Source organism: Lysinibacillus sp. GW823-FHT02G10, assembly GCF_058797135.1.
Window position 1 is genome coordinate 241,067 of the sequence record NZ_JBXAJI010000004.1, and the last position, 20,097, is coordinate 261,163.

General features: G+C 39.8%; 18 protein-coding genes. 7 read left to right on the forward strand and 11 right to left on the reverse strand.

All coding sequences use genetic code 11. The features are described 5' to 3' along the window. Positions 1-89 precede the first annotated feature (89 nt). From AC1RFD_RS15200 to AC1RFD_RS15225, 6 genes are all read right to left on the reverse strand, one after another. A complete protein-coding gene (locus AC1RFD_RS15200; RefSeq protein ID WP_115673010.1) occupies positions 90-2,279 on the reverse strand; it encodes a YhgE/Pip domain-containing protein in 2,190 nt (729 codons plus the stop codon). A 133-nt stretch (positions 2,280-2,412) separates the two neighbouring features. Then, positions 2,413-2,985, reverse strand: a complete 573-nt coding sequence (locus AC1RFD_RS15205) for a TetR/AcrR family transcriptional regulator (RefSeq protein ID WP_009373269.1) — start codon at positions 2,983-2,985, stop codon at positions 2,413-2,415. A gap of 121 nt (positions 2,986-3,106) precedes the next feature. Next, positions 3,107-3,631: a FixH family protein gene (locus tag AC1RFD_RS15210; protein ID WP_004230451.1), complete on the reverse strand. Its 525-nt coding sequence runs from the start codon at positions 3,629-3,631 to the stop codon at positions 3,107-3,109. A 3-nt stretch (positions 3,632-3,634) separates the two neighbouring features. Then, on the reverse strand, positions 3,635-5,023 hold the full coding sequence (locus tag AC1RFD_RS15215; RefSeq protein WP_054549576.1) for a sensor histidine kinase: 1,389 nt from the start codon (positions 5,021-5,023) through the stop codon (positions 3,635-3,637). Next, a complete protein-coding gene (locus AC1RFD_RS15220) occupies positions 5,020-5,703 on the reverse strand; it encodes a response regulator transcription factor (protein WP_004230448.1) in 684 nt (227 codons plus the stop codon). The genes AC1RFD_RS15215 and AC1RFD_RS15220 overlap by 4 nt, the downstream gene beginning before the upstream one ends. Continuing rightward, positions 5,703-6,671 carry a YncE family protein gene (locus AC1RFD_RS15225; protein ID WP_259949839.1) on the reverse strand — a complete coding sequence of 323 codons (969 nt, stop codon included), beginning with the start codon at positions 6,669-6,671 and terminating at the stop codon, positions 5,703-5,705. The genes AC1RFD_RS15220 and AC1RFD_RS15225 overlap by 1 nt, the downstream gene beginning before the upstream one ends. Positions 6,672-6,854: 183 nt before the next feature. Here AC1RFD_RS15225 and AC1RFD_RS15230 point away from each other — a divergent pair, with 183 nt between their 5' ends. Both AC1RFD_RS15230 and AC1RFD_RS15235 read left to right on the forward strand, forming a co-directional pair. Further along, on the forward strand, positions 6,855-7,940 hold the full coding sequence (locus AC1RFD_RS15230) for a glycosyltransferase family 2 protein (protein WP_492475037.1): 1,086 nt from the start codon (positions 6,855-6,857) through the stop codon (positions 7,938-7,940). A 179-nt stretch (positions 7,941-8,119) separates the two neighbouring features. Beyond that, positions 8,120-11,158 (forward strand): beta strand repeat-containing protein, encoded by a 3,039-nt coding sequence (locus tag AC1RFD_RS15235; protein ID WP_492475038.1) that lies wholly within the window; start codon positions 8,120-8,122, stop codon positions 11,156-11,158. Positions 11,159-11,297: 139 nt separating this feature from the next. Here the strand turns inward: AC1RFD_RS15235 and hemY are convergent, their stop codons facing one another. From hemY to hemE, 3 genes are all read right to left on the reverse strand, one after another. Then, entirely contained in the window at positions 11,298-12,719 is a 1,422-nt protein-coding gene (gene hemY, locus AC1RFD_RS15240; protein WP_492475057.1) for a protoporphyrinogen oxidase, read from the reverse strand. Between the two features lie 14 nt (positions 12,720-12,733). Beyond that, complete coding sequence (gene hemH / locus AC1RFD_RS15245) at positions 12,734-13,654, reverse strand: ferrochelatase (protein ID WP_112116630.1); 921 nt, start codon at positions 13,652-13,654, stop codon at positions 12,734-12,736. Between the two features lie 156 nt (positions 13,655-13,810). After that, on the reverse strand, positions 13,811-14,860 hold the full coding sequence (gene hemE / locus AC1RFD_RS15250) for a uroporphyrinogen decarboxylase (protein WP_048391738.1): 1,050 nt from the start codon (positions 14,858-14,860) through the stop codon (positions 13,811-13,813). A gap of 233 nt (positions 14,861-15,093) precedes the next feature. Here hemE and AC1RFD_RS15255 point away from each other — a divergent pair, with 233 nt between their 5' ends. Further along, positions 15,094-15,612 carry an antibiotic biosynthesis monooxygenase family protein gene (locus tag AC1RFD_RS15255; protein ID WP_054548640.1) on the forward strand — a complete coding sequence of 173 codons (519 nt, stop codon included), beginning with the start codon at positions 15,094-15,096 and terminating at the stop codon, positions 15,610-15,612. 67 nt (positions 15,613-15,679) lie between these two features. Here the strand turns inward: AC1RFD_RS15255 and AC1RFD_RS15260 are convergent, their stop codons facing one another. Both AC1RFD_RS15260 and AC1RFD_RS15265 read right to left on the reverse strand, forming a co-directional pair. Continuing rightward, on the reverse strand, positions 15,680-16,861 hold the full coding sequence (locus AC1RFD_RS15260) for an ABC transporter permease (protein WP_048391743.1): 1,182 nt from the start codon (positions 16,859-16,861) through the stop codon (positions 15,680-15,682). Further along, positions 16,845-17,594: an ABC transporter ATP-binding protein gene (locus AC1RFD_RS15265; RefSeq protein ID WP_054548641.1), complete on the reverse strand. Its 750-nt coding sequence runs from the start codon at positions 17,592-17,594 to the stop codon at positions 16,845-16,847. The genes AC1RFD_RS15260 and AC1RFD_RS15265 overlap by 17 nt, the downstream gene beginning before the upstream one ends. 104 nt (positions 17,595-17,698) lie before the next feature. Between AC1RFD_RS15265 and AC1RFD_RS15270 the strand changes: the two genes are divergently transcribed. The 4 genes from AC1RFD_RS15270 to AC1RFD_RS15285 all read left to right on the forward strand — a co-directional run bounded on the left by AC1RFD_RS15270 (position 17,699) and on the right by AC1RFD_RS15285 (position 20,045). Beyond that, complete coding sequence (locus AC1RFD_RS15270) at positions 17,699-18,112, forward strand: HIT family protein (RefSeq protein ID WP_054548642.1); 414 nt, start codon at positions 17,699-17,701, stop codon at positions 18,110-18,112. A gap of 148 nt (positions 18,113-18,260) precedes the next feature. Then, a complete protein-coding gene (locus tag AC1RFD_RS15275; RefSeq protein ID WP_054548643.1) occupies positions 18,261-18,797 on the forward strand; it encodes a tryptophan transporter in 537 nt (178 codons plus the stop codon). A 134-nt stretch (positions 18,798-18,931) separates the two neighbouring features. Next, positions 18,932-19,327 carry a YtxH domain-containing protein gene (locus tag AC1RFD_RS15280; protein WP_048391751.1) on the forward strand — a complete coding sequence of 132 codons (396 nt, stop codon included), beginning with the start codon at positions 18,932-18,934 and terminating at the stop codon, positions 19,325-19,327. Between the two features lie 157 nt (positions 19,328-19,484). After that, entirely contained in the window at positions 19,485-20,045 is a 561-nt protein-coding gene (locus AC1RFD_RS15285; protein WP_004230760.1) for an HTH-type transcriptional regulator Hpr, read from the forward strand. Positions 20,046-20,097 lie beyond the last annotated feature (52 nt).

Here is a 20,097-nt window from a genome sequence, read left to right on the forward strand (position 1 = left end):
TTTATTTATGTCATTTGAGGCTGAAGAATTATTACATAACCCCTATGAACAACAAAGCACTCACCGTACATTAGGTGAGTGCTTCATGATTAGTTTTCTTCAGCTACTTTAGAGTAACGTTTATTGTGCAGTAGCATAAAGTAACCAAATGTGATCGCTAAGAATGCTACTAAGAAGCCAGCTAGAACTCCATAGTTTTGCATTAAGAATGACGTATCACCAGTAGAAATACTTGATTTAAATGCTTGAACTGTATATGTCATCGGTAATAGCTTGTTAAATACTTGTAATGGTGAAGGTATTAATTCTAATGGGAATGTACCTGCACTTGTTGTTAATTGTAAAATTAGTACAACAATTGCCATGAAACGACCAGGGTCACCAAAGATTGAAACAAGCATTTGGATTAAGGCTAAAAATACATAGCTTGTTAATAAGGCTGTTAAGATAAAGTAGCCCATGTTATTCACTTCGAGGCCTAGACCCCATTTAACAATAACTACTGTTAGTAATGTTTGCACTAAACCTACGACTGCTAGTACTGTCACTTTACTTGTAAACCAAGATGCCCCGTTTTTAGGACGAATAGCAGGTTCAACAAGTGGAAACACAATTGAAATTAATAATGCACCTACGAATAAACCTAGAGAAATAAAGTACGGTGCAAAACCTGTACCATAGTTAGGAACATGGTTTACAGACTCTTTTTCAACTTCAACTGGACTACCTACCATATCATACGTGTCTTGATTTGCTTTAACTTCATTTGCTTTTTCACTAGCCTCACCTAATTTACCAGATAAAGTAGCTGTACCATCTGCAAGCTCCGTCGAACCATCTGCAAGTGTTGCAGATCCTTGTGCTAGCTCACCAGATTTTGAAGCAAGTGTTGAAGTACCTTGATTTAATGTTGTTGTACCATTCGCTAATTCATTTAAACCAGATGCTAATGTTTTTGAACCTGTTACAGCTGTATTCACACCTGCATGTAGTTCACCTAATTTTGCAGCTAATGTAGCATTACCTGCTTGTAGACCTTTTGCACCTTCCAATAAAGCATTACTTTTAGCTGATAATGCATTCGCACCAGCTAGCACTTCTGCTTGACCTGCTGCAATTTGAGTTGCCCCAGAGCTTACTTGATTGGCACCAGCTTGTAATTTTTCTGTACCAGCTGATAAAGATGTTAAACCGTTATGCACACTAGCACTACCTGCCTGTAGTTCCGCTAATGTTTGTTTCAACGCTGTTGCTTGCTCTTCAGGCATTGAAGCCATCATCGTTTGTAATTGATTTGATAGAGCTGTAATGCCTGCCTCTACTTTTGCAGATCCCGCTGTTAATTGAGTTGCCGCACCATTCAATGCACCGGCATTCTCAGCAATAGATGCTGCACCTGCACTAATTTGCTGTTGTTTGTCGTTTAAAGTGTTTAAACCAGCACCAACTTTTGCAACACCTTGTGTATATTGTGATAACCCCTGTTCAAGGCTCGTTGCTCCATTTGCAGCTTGCTGTGCACCCTGTTGTAATTGAACAGTACCATCTTGTAGTTTGACTAAACCACTAGATAAGTCATTCGCGCCTTTTGCGGCATCTCCCGCACCTTTTGTTAATTTATCAGTACCATTTGATAGTTCAACTGTGCTCGATGCTAGTTGCTCCAGATATCCTTTTAAATCTTTTGCACCATTCGCTACTTTTTGTGCACCCTCATCTAGCTTATTTGAGCCATCTGCAGCTTCTGTAAAGCCATCTCCAAGTGTTGCAATGGAATCAAATAATTTTTCAGCATAAGTCGCTGATACTTGAGAATTTACTTCAGCGCGTACACGATCCATTGCAGTCTCACCAATTTGAGCACCAAGGAAGTTCAATCCCTCGTTTGGAATGTAGTTCATTACTAATTTTGATGGTTTGTCATCTAATAGTGTTGTTGCATGTTCAGAGAAATTTGTTGGAATTTCTAAAATCATATAATAGTCACGACTATTTAAGCCTTTTTCAGCTTCATCTTTTGAAACTTCTATAAAGTTAAATTGCTCGCTATCTATCAATTTATCGACCAAGGTATCCCCTAAGTCTAATTTAACGCCATCCATCTCAGCACCAGTATCCTCATTAACAACAGCTACTGGAAGATTAGGAAGCCCCGCATAAGGATCCCAAAACGCCCATAAAAACATACCCGCATACATTACTGGAATAAATAATACAGCAATGATTGACACAAGCATTTTTCTTGTTTTAAAGATCTTCAGCCACTCAGCTTTAATCATATAATATCCTCACTCCTAAACTATTTGACCGAAAACGTCATTTGGTCATTTTCATTCAAAAAAAATAATCAACCTCGACAATATTGCAAAAAGAGCACTTGATTCAATACTTATACAGCTGTATTTTATCGAATCAAGTTAAAATCAAACCTCGAAAGATAGTTTCCTTAAAAAGATTAAGAATCTTTTCTTCAGGGATTACATCACCATGTAACTCATGCCAATCGACAACAAAAGCAAGATATGCCTTCAGCAATAAGTAACTAACTAGCTCCGCATCACACTCTCTAATTTCACCTTTATTAATACGTCGTTGTATTAACTCTGCGACATACGATAAGATTTCAGTCTCGATACGTAGTAGCACCTGTTTAACTGCTGGTGTTCGTAATTCTTTTTCTTCCTCGATTAGCTTTGCAAATAAAAGATGTTTTTCTCGGAACTGTAGCATTTTCATTAAAGCATTATGCGCATTATCCATAAAGCTTGCTGATGCATCCAACACTGCATCTGCTTCCGCTTTCATCTCTCGTACAAGTGACATTGCGATCTCTTGAAATAAAATTTCTTTATTTGCAAAGAATGTATAAATCGTACCTTTACCGACATTGGCGATTTTAGCCACTTGCTCCATTGTTGTTGCCTTGTAGCCAAACAATGTAAAAGATTTTGCAGCTGCTTCAAGAATTTCCTGCCTACGATCCATTAGTAACATCCTTTCTAGTTAGGTTATGTACATCTCTCGTACACTTCAATAAAAATGACCAGAAAACCATTTCGGTCATCTGGTCATTATCATATTCCTATTTCAAAAAAATTGCAAGCTTTTAATGATGATTTTTTTCATCTTTTTTCTCTTCCTCATGATCCATATCATCTGAAGTGTCATTATTATGATCCATCATGTTATTATCCATGCTGTTATTGGCTTTTTCATCCTCTGGGACAACCTTTGTCATATCAGGGCTTCCAGCAATAATTTGTTGCTTTGGCATATTATGAACACCGTTAGCTGTTGTATGTGCATACATATAATACACACCATCATGATCAAAAGTAGTCGTTGCTTTATATACACCGTCTTGCTCTAATTTCCCATCAATCATTTGTCCTTCATCGCGTTTTCCTGATTCCCAAACTTCAAATTCTACTACAGCATCATCGACATTTTTTCCACCTTGTTCAACATGTGCTGCCAGCTCAATCGTTTCATTGAGTGCTACTTCTTTTGGTGTTAAAATTTCAACTTCTGGGATCTGTGGTACTTCTGGTTCTGGCAATGCCTCTTTTTTTTCTCCACATCCTACTAATAATGTAGGGACTGCAATTAGCGCAAATAACCACTTTTTCATCTTTTAATCCTCCATTAATGGCAACCGTATCTTCACGGATGTGCCTTTTTCAACAACACTTTCAATTTCTAACGTTCCCTGTAACTGTTTTAATAACTGTTCAACAATCGATAAACCTAGTCCACTACCACCGTCCGCACGACTTCGAGCTTTGTTAACACGATAAAATCGTTCAGTGACATGGGTTAAATCCTCGACAGGAATACCAATTCCATAATCCCTAATGGTAATTTGTGCACTACCAGCCTTTTCAGCAGCAACAATTTCCACCTTAGAATTTTCATGCGAATAATTAATCGCATTTTCAATAATGTTAATAAAAATTTGTTTTAGTTTTACTTCATCCGCTTCAATAATTAGGGCATCATCTACATCTAAATATAAAGTTATGTTCTTTTTATTTGCTTGATGCGTTAAGATTTTTTGAACCTCTCGTAATGTTTCACCTAATGGAATTGGATATAAATCAATGTCAGTTTGTTCATTTTCTGTTCTTGCCAGTTGAAGTAATTCGTTTGTTAAGCGTTCCATGCGATTGGCCTCACGGACGATTAGCTGAATGGTTTCTTCTTTTTGGCCTTCTGTGATGATGCCATTTTGCATGGCTTCGCTATAGCCCTTTACATAGCTAATTGGTGTTCGTAATTCATGCGAGACTGTTGCCAAGAATGTTTTTTGTGCTTCATCCTCTTGCTGAATGGCCTCTGCCATTTTATTAAAGGTACTAGATAATTTACCGATTTCATCTCGTGAATTGACAGGTACACGAGTCTCATAATTCCCATAGGACATCTGCTCCACTGCAAGCTGTAAATCGTTTAATGGTCGCATAATATGTCGAATCCCTTTATAAATTAAATAGCTAACAACTACTAAAAATATGAAAGCACTAATAAACAATAAAATAACGCCACTATTTGCCAATTCACTAATTTTGGCCAGTGGGAAATAAATATAAATAATACCTTCTAATCGATTTTGATCAACAAGTGGTACAACCACCGAAATAAGTTGTCGATCAAAGCGAGGCTCGTACCCAATTTTTTGCACATACTTTCCTGCCAATAATTTTTGTCTTTCCTCAGGACCAATCAATGTCTCATAATCGATATCAAATGGAACACAGGCACTTAATTCACGAGGATTCCTTACCGCAAATATATTCAAATTGGAATAATCATTAAATTCTTCAATATCTGCAATAAATTCATCCGTTACCTTGCCATTGTCATACATTGTTTGTAGCTTCAATCCAACTTCGACCATTGTATCTTCTGTATCTTGTACATATAAACGTTGATATAAAAAATTTGTGAGAACATACATAAAGACAACGGTAATAATTAAAAAGGCGAAAATTAACAACCAAATGCGCGTGGCAATTTTTTTCATTCGCCAGGATCAAAGCGGTAGCCCACACCCCAAACGGTTTGAATATGCGAAGCCGCATCCTTTCCAAGCTTTATTCGTAAAGTTTTAATATGTGTATCTACCGTGCGTGTTCCACCTACATAATCAATATCCCAAATGCGTTCTAATAATTGCTCTCTCGAATAGGCATTTCCTGGATTTTTCATAAATAAGTGTAAGAGTTCAAATTCCTTTAAAGTAAGTGGAATACTCTTTCCATCAACGGATACTTTTCGTGCTATTTCATCTATTTTAATAGAGCCAAAAATTACGTACTTTTGCTGTAGTTCTGTAATATTTGCACCACTTCGTCTTAATACAGCATAAATTCTGGCTACGAGTTCATCATGTGTAAATGGCTTAACAATATAATCATCTCCGCCAAGTGTAAGACCTTTCACTTTATCCTCATTCGCATCACGTGCAGTTAAAAAAATAATCGGCACATTGGACATAGCCCGAATACTTTGACAAACAACAAAACCATCCTCATGTGGCATCATTACATCAAGTAATACTAAATCTATATTTTCACGCACTATTACATCGTAAGCCTCAGTTCCACTAGCGGCAGTAAATGTCTCTATATCAGAGTTATTGAGCATCATTTCAATTAAATTACGCATATCCTGCTCATCATCAACTATTAATACAGTTGTCATCATTGTTCCTCCCTTACTAACAGCTGAAAAGCACCTTTCCCCACATCAACTGTTTTTTCCTTCTGGCCATCTTTTATAAAATACAATGTGTGATCATCATAGCCAGCGACAACAATATAATCTTTAAATTGATCCACTACAAATGGATTTGCCCCAACCTCTTGCTGCCATTTGATATGGCCATCAAAGTCAGCCACATATAACTCGTTGTGACCATGACTTACAACAAGAATAGCATCTTTGGTCTTTTTTATTCCTACTGGCATCAAAGGCATGTCAATCTCTCCATGCAGTTGACCTGTAGTCAAATCATATTTTTTAACAGAACTATTTGGCTTACTTCCTTCCCCATGACCGCCTACCCATAGCTCATGTTTTTCTTCTAGAACAACTATTCCATGTGCAGACTTTTGAATCGGCCACTCTTGCTCAATTTTTAAATCCTTCATATTTAATACAGATAACTTTGTATCTTTAAAATTAATAACATATAGTTTATCCCTATACGATGTCATTGACATTGGATAATTGCCAAGTTGTTGTGAAGCTAGCTGATTGCCTTCTTGATCAAAGCTTGTCACTGTATTGGTTTTACTATTCGTGATAAAAAATTGCTTGATGTTGTCATCGTAGTATACATTGGTCGTACCAATCTCTACTTTTTTTGAATAGAGCTTTTCTCCGGTGGATATTGTATAGACGTCGATGTTATTTAGTTGGTGTCCATATAATAAAACTTGGTCATCTCCTAATAATATGGCCCCTGAATAAGCCTTATCAAATAACCATGTCGCAAGCATATTCCCATCCTCATCAATAAAATCTAATGATGGCTCTTGTATGTTCAATGAAGCTATAAAACTTCGTTCCCTTTCAATGGGTTCATATGACTTTTCAGCGCAACCCGCTAACCATATAATTTGTAGTAACGAAAAAATGAAGAATGCCCATTTTTTCAACTTTATCACCTCTGCCCCTTTACTATACTTCACAATTGTGAAATTCGGGTGAAACTTGGAAGGTAAATTTATGACAAACCATGAAAATACATTTCACATATCAGGCGCGCAATTCTTCTAACAGTTCAATCATCCAACCAATATTTCCGTCCTTACATATATTACAAAGATAATGGTAAGGAGGAATAGAGTATGATATCCATTAGCTTATGTATGATTGTAAAAAATGAAGAAGATGTTATTGGTCGATGTCTTGACTCTGTCAAAGATATAGTAGATGAAATTAATATTGTTGATACGGGATCAACAGATAGTACAAAGCAAGTGGTTGCACAATATACAGACCGAATTTTTGATTTTAAATGGATACATCACTTTGCAGCAGCACGAAACTTTTCCTTTCAACAAGCAACAAAAGAATACATCCTCTGGCTTGATGCTGACGATGTTTTTTTAGAGGAAGACCGCCAAAAATTAAAGGCACTCAAAGCATCTCTTACTTCCGACATTGATGCTGTTTCTATGAATTATCATTTAAGTTTCGATCATGAGGGAAATGCAGATGCCTTAATAAGAAGATATCGCCTTGTCAGGAGGGAAAAGCAATTTCAATGGATTGGTGCAGTTCATGAATATTTAGAAGTTTGTGGTATGTTGTTTGATAGTGATGTTGCTGTCAGCCATTTACCGTTAACCCATGATCACTCCCGCAATATTACGATTTATAGACAACTGATTGAAACGGGAGAAACACTATCACCACGTGATACATTTTATTTTGCTAATGAATTAGTAGATCATGGCCTGTTTGAGGAAGCTATTTATTATTATGAATTATTTTTAACGTCCAAATTAGGGTGGATTGAAGATAACATACGTGCCTGCTTAAAATTAGCTGATTGCTATTCCCATTTAAACGATAAAGAAAACAATTTCAGCGCTATACTACGAAGCTTTGAATACGATATCCCCCGACCAGAAGCCTGCTGTCGCCTAGGTTATCACTTTATGGAACAATCCAGAAATTACGAAGCTATATTTTGGTATGAGCAAGCTCTAGTGATTAAACAGAAGCCAAATGCGCCCTTTCAAAACAAAAGCTTTTCTACATGGCTACCCCACTTACAGCTCTGTGTTCTTTACGATCGCTTACAACAATATGAACTAGCCAATGCCCATAATGAATTAGCGGGCTCGTTTATTCCGAATGACCCAAAAATTCTACACAATAAAGAATATTTCAAGTGTATTTTAACAATCAATCAAAATGACTCTTAAAAAATATCTATCACCATCTAAAAAGTTTCGTCTCCTATTCGCAGGATAAACATCCAATTATCTTAAATACAGTTGCAACGAATCTATAAATAACTCTCTATTTACAAGTAATTAATAGTTATGTGTCTACCTCCCTTATCATTCATCAGAATACGATATTTGAGAGAGGAGGTGAGATTATGCATTTTGGAAATTTTATAGATAGAGTTTGCAGTAAGTGTCATTCATTTCCTTGTTGTTGTAAAACTGGTCCTATTCCAAGTTGTCCAATTTGGCCAGTGAAACCTACAGGACCGACTGGGGGGATAACTGGACCTACAGGTAGTACAGGTGTGACTGGCGCTACGGGGGTAACTGGCGTTACTGGGGCTACTGGCGCTACCGGCGTTACTGGCGCTACCGGCGTTACTGGCGCTACCGGCGTTACTGGCGTTACTGGTTCTACGGGTGTAACCGGCGCTACTGGTTCTACCGGCGCTACCGGCGTTACTGGAGTAACTGGGGCTACTGGTGTTGCTGGTTCTACGGGCGCTACTGGCGCAATCGGACCTACTGGCGCTACTGGCGTTACTGGCGCTACCGGGGCTACTGGGGTAACTGGGGCTACCGGCGTTACTGGGGTAACCGGCGCTACTGGCGCTACTGGTGTAACCGGGGCTACCGGGGCTACTGGCTTGACTGGCGCAATCGGACCTACTGGCACCACTGGGATAACTGGGGCTACCGGCGTTACTGGCGTTACTGGCGCTACCGGCGTTGCTGGGGCTACGGGTGAGACTGGCGCTACTGGGGTAACTGGGGCTACCGGTGTTGCTGGGGCTACGGGCGTTACTGGCGCAATCGGACCTACTGGCGCTACTGGTGTAACCGGGGCTACCGGCGTTACTGGCGTTACTGGGGCTACCGGCGTTACTGGGGTAACCGGGGCTACTGGCTTGACTGGTGCAATCGGACCTACTGGCGCTACTGGAGTAACCGGGGCTACCGGCGTTACTGGGGCTACTGGCGTTACTGGGGTAACTGGGGCTACCGGCGTTACTGGCGTTACTGGCGCTACCGGCGTTGCTGGCGTTACCGGCGTTACTGGCGCTACTGGCGTTACTGGTTCTACGGGAGTGACCGGCGCTACTGGTATTACTGGTTCTACGGGTGTAACCGGGGCTACTGGCGCTACTGGTTCTACTGGGGTAACCGGCGTTACTGGTTCTACGGGTGAGACTGGGGTAACTGGGGCTACCGGCATTACTGGAGTAACCGGCGCTACTGGCATTACTGGAGTAACCGGCGCTACTGGCACTACTGGAGTAACTGGCGCTACCGGCGTTACTGGCGCTACCGGCGTTGCTGGGGCTACGGGTGAGACCGGCGCTACTGGCACTACTGGAGTAACTGGGGCTACCGGTGTTGCTGGTTCTACGGGCGCGACTGGCGCAATCGGACCTACTGGCGCTACTGGTTCTACCGGCGCTACCGGCGCTACTGGTGTAACCGGCGCTACTGGCTTGACTGGTGCAATCGGACCTACTGGCGCTACTGGAGTAACCGGGGCTACCGGCGTTACTGGTTCTACGGGTGAGACTGGGGCTACCGGCGTTACTGGTTCTACAGGCACTACTGGTGTTACTGGTGTTACTGGTGCAATCGGACCTACTGGCGCTACTGGTTCTACCGGCGCTACCGGCGTTACTGGCGCTACCGGCTCTACCGGCGTTGCTGGGGCTACGGGTGAGACCGGCGCTACTGGGGTAACCGGGGCTACCGGCGTTACTGGGGTAACCGGGGCTACCGGCGTTACTGGGGCTACCGGCGTTACTGGGGTAACTGGGGCTACCGGCGTTACTGGGGTAACTGGCGCTACTGGAGTAACCGGGACTACCGGCGTTACTGGGGTAACTGGGGCTACCGGCGTTACTGGGGTAACTGGCGCTACTGGAGTAACCGGGACTACCGGCGTTACTGGGGCTACTGGGGCTACTGGGGCTACTGGGGCTACTGGGGCTACAGGTGTAACTGGGGCTACTGGTGTAACCGGGGCTACCGGTGTTGCTGGTTCTACTGGCGCTACTGGAGTAACCGGGGCTACCGGCGTTACTGGGGTAACTGGGGCTACTGGGGCTACTGGCGTGACTGGTGTAACCGGGGCTACTGGCGTGACTGGCGCAATCGGACCTACTGGCACTACTGGGATAACTGGGGCTATCGGCGTTACTGGTTCTACGGGTGAGACTGGGCCTACTGGCGCTACTGGGGTAACTGGGGCTACCGGTGTTGCTGGGGCTACGGGCGCTACGGGCGTTACTGGCGCAATCGGACCTACTGGCGCTACTGGTGTAACCGGGGCTACCGGCGTTACTGGCGTTACTGGGGCTACCGGCGTTACTGGGGTAACCGGGGCTACGGGCGGTACTGGCGGTACTGGGGTAACTGGGGCTACCGGTGTTACTGGGGTAACCGGGGCTACCGGCGTTACTGGGGCTACCGGGGCTACTGGGGTAACTGGGGTAACTGGGGCTACCGGCGTTACTGGGGTAACTGGCGCTACTGGGGCTACTGGGGCTACTGGTGTAACTGGGGCTACTGGTGTAACCGGGGCTACCGGTGTTGCTGGTTCTACGGGCGCTACAGGTGTTACTGGCGCAATCGGACCTACTGGCGCTACTGGAGTAACCGGGGCTACCGGCGTTACTGGTGTAACTGGGGCTACTGGCGTGACTGGCGCTACCGGTGCTACTGGGCCTGCGTTTACTGAAGGATTCTCTGCCTTTAAAAACACGTTGGCTGTTAGTGGATCTACTTCAATCACTAACTGGAGTGTTGCTTCACCATACTTTACAACACCTGCTTTCAATCCAACAACTGGGATATTCACTGTACCAACTACAGGTAGGTATTCCTTTGAAGCAACCATTAACTACTCCACTGCTGCGGCTATTACCGTTACTTTAGGAGCAGGAATAAACCCTTCATTTGCAATTAGACAAAATGCTACTACAAATTTAATTAGTGGCTTGTTCCCTGTACTAAACGTCAATGTGGCGCTTGTATTAACTTTACGCGCAGTTCTTGGAAATGGCACAATCACTTTAGCAGGAGAAGTGAATTTAAATGCTGGAGATACGATTGATTTGTTCTATGAAGCAAATGGATTGACTATCTCTCTTACACTAGGCGGCGCTAACTCTGGTGGTATTGTTTGGTCATGTCATCGAATTTCTTAGAGTTAGGACATTAATCAGCAATACAGCTCTTAGTAGAAATAGCAAACCACAAAATAGTGGTTTGCTATTTCTTTTTCATGTAACAATATAAAAAATAGTACAAACATTGATAATAAATGTTTGTACTATCTGATTTGCATTACTTGAACATTTCCATTAATACTTCATTCGCAACCTGTTTACCTTGCTGTACACATTCTGGAATCGATATTCCTTCAAACGAGCTTCCTGCAAGCTTTACAGTTGGAAAATGTTCTTGTAATTCTTGTTTGATACGAAGGACTTTCGCCTCGTGGCCAACTGTATATTGTGGCATCGCATTTTTCCAACGTGTTACAACCGTTGTGACAGGTACGCCATCGATACCAATCGTTTTCTGTAAATCCTGTAGCACGGTTTTTTCGATCTCCGTATCCGATAAAGCCACAATCGCTTCGTCGCCCACTCGACCAATATAACTGCGTAATAATACAAAATCCTTTGGTGAAGTACCTGGCCATTTTCGATTCATCCAAGTGCAGGAAGTAATTGAAAAATCACTATTTCGAGAGACATAAAAAGAAAGTGCATCTAAATCCCCGAGTTGTTCCTTTTTAAAGGCCATTGTAACGGTTGCAATAGTAGCAGCCTTCATTGTGCCCAATTCATGTAATAGACTTAACTTACTAAACATTTTTTCAGCCATATTAAAGGGGGTGGCAATAATAACAGCATCTGCTTTGATATGTGAAAAATTATTGAGCATTACCTGAACTGAACCATCCTTGCCATGCTCTATTTCCTCTACTTTGACACCCTTCATCACTGTCCCCGGAAGTAGTGATTCTTCTATACTTTCAATGAGTGTTTCAAGGCCATTGCTAAAGGTTTGAAAGATACCTTTATTTTCAGCTATGTGATGATTGCTTAAGAAATTCGTGCCTGACTTCTTCATACCAATCAGTAAACTACGATATTGTTGTTCTAAACTATAAAGCTGTGGGAAGGTTGAGCTCATACTTAACTGCTCAATATCTCCTGCAAATGTACCTGCTAGTAGGGGCTCTACTAGATTTTCCACTATCTCAGCACCAAATCTTCTTCTAAAAAAAGCGCCTAACGGTTGATCGTCATCCTGTGTAGAACGGGGAATGAAAAAGTCCCCCGCCGCACGAACTTTACCACTTAGTGAGAACAAGCCTGAAGTTATGAATGAAGAGATATGTGGTGTCTCTCCAGATAAGAGATGACTAGGTATTGGATATAACTGACTACCAACAGCTATATAGTTTGGACCCGCATTACTTGTTAATAGTTTCTGTTCGATCCCAAGATGCTTTGCTAAATCATTGACATAGTTTTCACGATCAAAAAAAGATTCTGGCCCACGCTCAATAATAAAGCCATCTTTTCTTAGAGTTTGAATTTTTCCGCCAAGACGTAATGACGACTCGACAAGTACGATATCTAATGGCAATTCTTTTGCGCTTGCTTCTTTTTGCATATAGAACGCAGCTGTAAGGCCTGTAATGCCACCGCCTACGACAACTACCTTTCGTCTTTTCTGAGTCACCAACATCATCACTTTCTTTTCGCTTAGCTTAATTTTTTATGAATCGCCTCTACCATCGCATCAATAAATAAAGGATGTGTATTTGGCATCGCTGGACGATAGTATTTTGCACCAAGTTCATCACAAACAACTTTACATTCAAAATCGTTGTCATACAACACTTCTAAATGCTCTGTTACGAAACCTACTGGTGTATAAACAAATGAACGGAAACCTTTTTCTTCGAATAGCTCACGTGTTAAGTCTTGAACATCTGGACCAATCCAAGGCTCTGGTGTTTGGCCTGCTGATTGCCAGCCAACCTCTACATTTTTTAAACCAGTCGCAGCTTGAATAAGACGAGCTGTTTCAATTAGTTGATCTTCATATGGATCACCTAAGTTTTTAATTTTTTCAGGCAATGAATGTGCTGATACAATTAGACAAGCTGTCTCACGTTCTTCTTCTGACATTGCATTGAATGTCTCATTCACTTGTTGTTTCCAGTATTCTATGAATTTTGGCTCGTCATACCAAGATTCCACAGAAGTTATCTTTAAGCGACCTCCTGCGGCCTCTTCAGCACGACCATTATAAGACTTAATTGAGAAAGTAGAGAAATGAGGAGCTAAAACAATAGAAACCGCTTCTTTTATGCCCTCCTCCACCATTTGCTCTACTGCATCTTCTATAAATGGATGAATATGTTTTAAACCAATAAACAATTTATATTCTATAGCATCCTGTACTTCGTTCAAACGTGTACATAATGCTTCAGCTTGTGCTTGTGTTGCCGCAGCTAATGGGGATAAACCACCGATTGCTTCATAGCGGCTACGTAAATCTTCTAAATGCTCTGCAGAAGGTTTACGTCCATGACGAATATGCGTATAGTAAGGTTCAATATCTTCTTCTTTATAAGGTGTTCCATATGCCATTACTAGTAAGCCTTTAACTTCTTTCATTACCCTTTTCACCTCTAAAATTGTTTTATGTTTTTCATACATTATGTGATAAAAAGAAGCTGCCCAATCTTGATTGTTGGACAGCTCCTTTTCTACATTGAAATTAAAATTCCCTATGTAGAAAAGGACATATTATTCACGCTTGATTGACTTCCATTAAGAACGAGCTTGAATTTGTTGAGCACTATATTCATGAATAAGTGTTGTAAGACGTTTTAAGACATCTGGGTCAACCTCTGGGAAAACACCATGACCAAGATTAAAGATATGACCTGGCATTTCTAGACCTTGATCAATAATATCTTTTGTTCGTTTTTCAATAACTGACCAATCTGCAAGTAATAGGGATGGATCTAAGTTTCCTTGTACAGGCTTGGTAATACCATTGGCACGTGCATCTTTAATCGGTAAACGCCAATCTAAGCCCACAACATCTATCGGTAAATCATTCCATTCCTTTGCTAAATGGCTAGCACCCACTCCAAATTGAATTAATGGTACATTTTCTTTTTGCAACTCTGCAAAAATACGAGTCATAATCGGTTTAATAAATACACGGTAATCCTCTACATTTAAGGCTCCAACCCATGAGTCGAACACTTGGATAGCTTTTGCACCAGCTTTAATTTGAGCCGTTACATCTGCAATAATCATGTCAGCGAGTTTATCCATTAAAGCAAACCAAGCTTGAGGTTCAGATACCATAAATGATTTTGTTTTATTATAGTTTCTTGAAGGACCACCTTCAATCATGTAGCTTGCAAGTGTGAATGGGGCTCCAGCAAAACCGATTAGAGGTACATTTAATTGCTCTTCTGCAAGTAACTTGATTGTTTCTAATACAAATGGTGTATGCTCTTTAGCATTGAATTCACCTAATTTTTCTACATCCGCTACTGAACGAATAGGATTTGAAATAACAGGACCAACACCTGCCTTGATTTTCACATCTATCCCAATTCCAGGGAGAGGTGTGACAATATCTTTATATAATATAGCAGCATCTACATTGTAATTTTCTACAGGTAGACGAGTGACATACGCACATAGCTCAGGTTGATGTGTAATTTCCTCTAAGGAATACTTTTCTTTAATGGCACGGTATTCTGGCTGAGAACGTCCTGCCTGACGCATATACCAAACTGGTGTATGTGCGGTCCTTTCTCCACGTGCAGCACGTAGAAGTGTATCATTAAAAGTTGTCATGAATAGTTCCTTCCCCTCGTTAAATTCTTACTATAAAAAATCGCATGTTTATTCCTTTATTATTGATATCCGTTTCCAATAGTAAACGCTTCCTCTGTTATTGTATAGTTTTCCTAGTGAAATGTCATAAAATTGTTCTTTCTCGGCATATTCTTTTTGAGCGGAGCGTTAGACTTACGCCAGAAAGGGTATAATCACGCTATATTAGTAAGATTCATAAGGAGGATAAATTCATGTATATTTATTTAACTTCTGGTACTGGCGATTTTTTGGAACAGGTAAAAAATAAGTATTCTAATGAACATATGATTTTAATTCATGGGGAAGGTAACTCTGTACTGATACATGAAACAGAAGGAAAAACAGTATTTGCGACACCTCGTAAATTTGAAGTGCTAGATTCAGTAAATGATTTAGAGGAACACGGTTTCTTTGTTTTCAACAATATTCCTGTAACAGATGAAGGAAGACCAGTTTTCGAGCATCGCTTTTTAGAACGTTCACGCGCTATTGAAAACGAGCCTGGCTTTGTTGCCTTCCGTTTATTAAGGCCTATCAAGAGTGATACTTACATTGTCATGACTCAATGGCATGGACCTCATTCATTTGACGCATGGAAGAGCTCTAAAGCCTATGAAACTGCCCATGCTAGAAGAGATGATTCAACTGGGATACGCCAGCAAAACATCTTCTCAGCAGCTTCTTATGTAACAACCTATAGTGCTATACCGAAAGAAGAAGATTCACAATAAGTTTAAATAATTAAAAGCTCATTTATCCAACAATATCATTGGTAAATGAGCTTTTTAGTATTCTATTCTACTTTGAAACCTTCGACGTTAATTCACTAATCACCAAAACAATGATAAAGGCAATATAAAACATTGGTTGTGTCATAGCACATAAGCCCACAACAATAGCTTGTGTAATCATGGCTAAACGCACAATTTGCTTCACAGCTAGTTGACGAGCATGATCTGGTAACGGATAGAGCATGTCCATTCGAAATTCGCCGCTGGATAACAGAGCTTGTTTTAACTGAATAGTTGTCGCAAAGCTGAGTGCACCTGCTACAATCCATGTAACGACAGGAATATCTACAAATGCTGCAATGATTGCTGAAATAGCAGTAAGGCGTACCCATAAATAGAAATGGTCATCTGTTCGAATAAAGGTACGAAATACCAAGTACTTTTGAGCATTTTCCTTACCATATGGTACAAATTTATAGAGCCAGTCCATCCAGCTTCGACGCCGAATGCTACCGTGTAAATGAGGTACGTCTGTAAAATAATTTGCAAAACGATAGAAGCTCATCATACGATTCTGTTCAAGCTTGACAAAATGCTCATACGGCACTGGTTCACCAACTGATTTTTTACTAAAGACTATCATATAAATAACACTAATAACTGTCGCGATTACTGCTAATAACAACTGTGCATGGAGCCCCATATAAATAGCAGCTGCAAAAATGACAGCTCGAATAAACCTATCCACCCAAACCATCTGCCCTCGTTCACTATAACGATAGCTGAATTCTCCTCGAACACTTAGATATTTCAACACAATAGTAAGTAAAAATATTGTCCATATTTCGACCGTTGTTAATTCAGTCACGGCTTTTAATAAAGGGATACTAACAATATAGACAATCGCTACAATCCACACCTGAGACCAAAACGTCCAAGCCAACGCCTTGCTGAAGTACAAAGACATCTTTGATTCTAAAGGTAATAAGTATACTTGATCTGGCTCTCTCAACAATGTAGTCGGACGGCTAAAGGCCAATAAAATCCCGATGATAACAGCTATCAGGACTTCTGCTGGAAAGTCTGTTTGAACAACTTTCAGCCATTCGCTATATTGATAGCCCCCTGCTCCTATTAGAAATACAAGTACGATAGCAATATGCCCTGTAAAAATAAATTGCATATATTTTTGTACTTCTCCTATATAATGCATGAAGCGAGAGGACCATACATCACGCAAGTTCTTCATGGTCCCGCTCCTTTGTCATAGCAATATAGAGGTCATCTAATGTCGCATACGGCATAGCAAATGATTGACGTAAATCAGCCATTGTTCCTTGTGCTCGAACTCTTCCTTCATGCAATAAGATAATGCGATCACAATGCTTTTCAGCTGTTGATAGAATATGTGTAGACATTAATATAGAAGCGCCTTCTTTTTTCTTTTCATCCATTTGATCTAATAACGATTGAATACCTAATGGATCCAATCCCACAAAAGGTTCATCAATAATATATAGACTTGGATTCACTAAAAAGGCACACATAATCATAACTTTTTGACGCATTCCCTTTGAAAAATGTGAAGGGAACCAATTTAATCTTTTCTCCATTCGAAATTCTTTTAACAGTACCTCAGAACGAGCATCGAGTGTTGCTTTGTCAATACCGTAAGCCATTGCAGTTAATTCTAAATGCTCTCTTAATGTTAGCTCATCGTATAATACAGGGGTTTCAGGAATATAGGAAAAGGCTGTACGATACTTGTCCGTATCTTCCTTTAATGTTATACCATTTAGACGTATGTCCCCTTCCTTTGGCAACATTGTTCCTATAATATGTTTAATCGTTGTACTTTTCCCAGCTCCATTTAAGCCGATTAAGCCAACTAGTTCACCTTCTCCAATCGTAAAAGATAGATCTTTAATAACAGGTTTTCTTGTATAACCACCTGTCACATGCTGTACCTCTAATACTGACATATTCTCACTCCTCTTCTTGTATTATATTTTATCAAAAATTAGCAAATGATACAGGTTTGAGTATGATAGAATGTACTTACATATACGTTAAGGGGGAAATTCTTATGAGCGATTGCCTATTTTGCAAAATTATTGATGGTTCCATTCCAAGTACAAAAATTTATGAAGACGATCATGTCTATGCATTCACAGACATTTCACCTGTTGCAAAGGGCCACACACTATTAATTCCAAAGCATCACTGCAAAGATTTATTTGAAATGCCAGAGGAAGTGGCTCATAATCTATATGCTGTGGCACCAAAAATTGCAAATGCAATTAAAGCAGCATTTCAGCCGATTGGTTTGAATACCATTAATAACAACGGTGCTGCAGCTGGACAAACTGTTTTCCACTACCACTTACATTTTATTCCGCGTTACGATGAAAAAGAAGGGCTAGGCTTAATTTGGCAAACACAAAAGTACTCACCAGAGCAGTTGTCAGAAGTAGCAGAAAGTATTAAAGCCAATCTATAAGCCATTTGTAATATATTAACATCTGAATGTTCAGAATGCTGTATTGCAAATTTTTAAAATTTAGCGTACAATCACAAATAAGTTTCGCTAGCGGTCAAGAGGACACGTTAGGAGACAAATAGATTAGCATAGTCGAGGAGAGATTCAAATGAATACAAAGAATATAGTATTAATGGCACTGTTAGTAGGTGTCGGTGCTGCACTTTATGTGGTTACACCAGGAATGGTGAATGGAATGAAGCCTGATTTTATGTTAACTATGATGTTTATTGGTATTCTATTATTCCCAACAGTGAAAGAAACGTTCCTACTTTCTCTTTCAACAGGGGTGCTTTCAGGTTTATTTACAACATTCCCAGCAGGTCTAGTTCCAAATATTATTGATAAAGCTGTTACTGGTTTTGTATTTTTAGCTGCTTTAATCATTCTCAAAAAACTGGCAGGTCATTTCGCCATATCTGCTGTCTTAGTTGGCTTGGGAACAATTCTTTCAGGAACTGTCTTCTTAGGATTAGCGCTTTTTGTGTTTAATGCAAATGTTGGCGCGACGTTTGCGATGCTATTTATTGGCGTTGTCCTTCCAGCTGTCGTATTTAACGTTGTTGCGTTTGCCGTTATTTATCCAATTGTTTCAAAATTAGTGAAGCGCTCTAAATTCAATACAGCTATTTCTCAAATTTCATAAATAAACACTTTAAATAATCAAAAGAAACTAAACTGTGACGGTCAAATCACTCGTTTAGTTTCTTTTTTCTTTTTGTATTGGTGCATTTCATGGTTTAATAGTAAATAAACATGACTAGAAATGAGGTATCTAATATGAAAGCAAAACCATTTTTACTTGGACTAACGACAGGAATTATCGGTGGGACAATCGCTGTACTTTTCTCCACGCCACAATCTGGGCAACAGCTACGTGCTTCTGTTAAACAAAATGTTGACCAAACAAAGGGTATGCTCCTTGATGTAAAACAACAAGTAGGAACTGTTAAACAATCTGTTAACACATTAACAAATGAAGTAAAAAATAATATCCCACAAATAATAAATGATTTAAAGCAAACAATTACGACTTTTACTGAAGAAATCGAACCAACGAAAAATAATTTACAACAAGAATTAGATGCTTTACAGAATTCGATAAGCGAAATCGAGAAAAACATTGCACAAATTACAGAAAATAAGAAAAAACCTCAAGAAAAAGTTAGCGACTAAAGTCCTTATCGATAGTTAGATAATCTGTATTTTTATCAAAAACTATTGCTATAATATTATTTTTTAGCCACTTTTCAATTTTTTAATTTTTCTAACTTTAAACTTTTTTCCTTTACTGCTATAATATTTTTAAAAATGCGAAAGAAAGCAGTAGGTGATGGCTTTGTCAGAGGAATTATATACACAAAAAGAAGCGATGCTTTATAGTCAAAGAATCGCACAGTTATCAAAAGCGCTGTGGAAAGCGGTTGAAAAGGATTGGCAACAATGGATTAAACCTTATGATTTAAATATTAATGAACACCATATTTTATGGATTTCATACCATTTAAAAGGCGCTTCCATTTCTGATGTTGCGAAATTTGGCGTGATGCATGTTTCTACAGCATTTAATTTCTCCAAAAAATTAGAAGAGCGAGGCTTTCTTAAGTTTTCCAAGCGTGATGACGATAAACGTAATACGTATGTTGAACTTACAGAAGCTGGCACAGAGCTCATTATAGAGATGAATAAAAACTACCATAATACGTATCATTCCGTACTGGAAGGATCATTAGCATTAAAAGATTTATATGGCCGTTTCCCTGATTTTTTAGATGTAATGGCTGTTATTCGTAATATCTATGGTGAAGATTTCATCGATATTTTCGAACGCTCTTTCCAACATTTCCGTGATTCCTTTGACACACTAGAAGAACGCACACCTGTAAAAGGATAAGACGAAGCTTCAAACTGCACATAATTTTTCCTGCAATTATTTATAAGTTGAA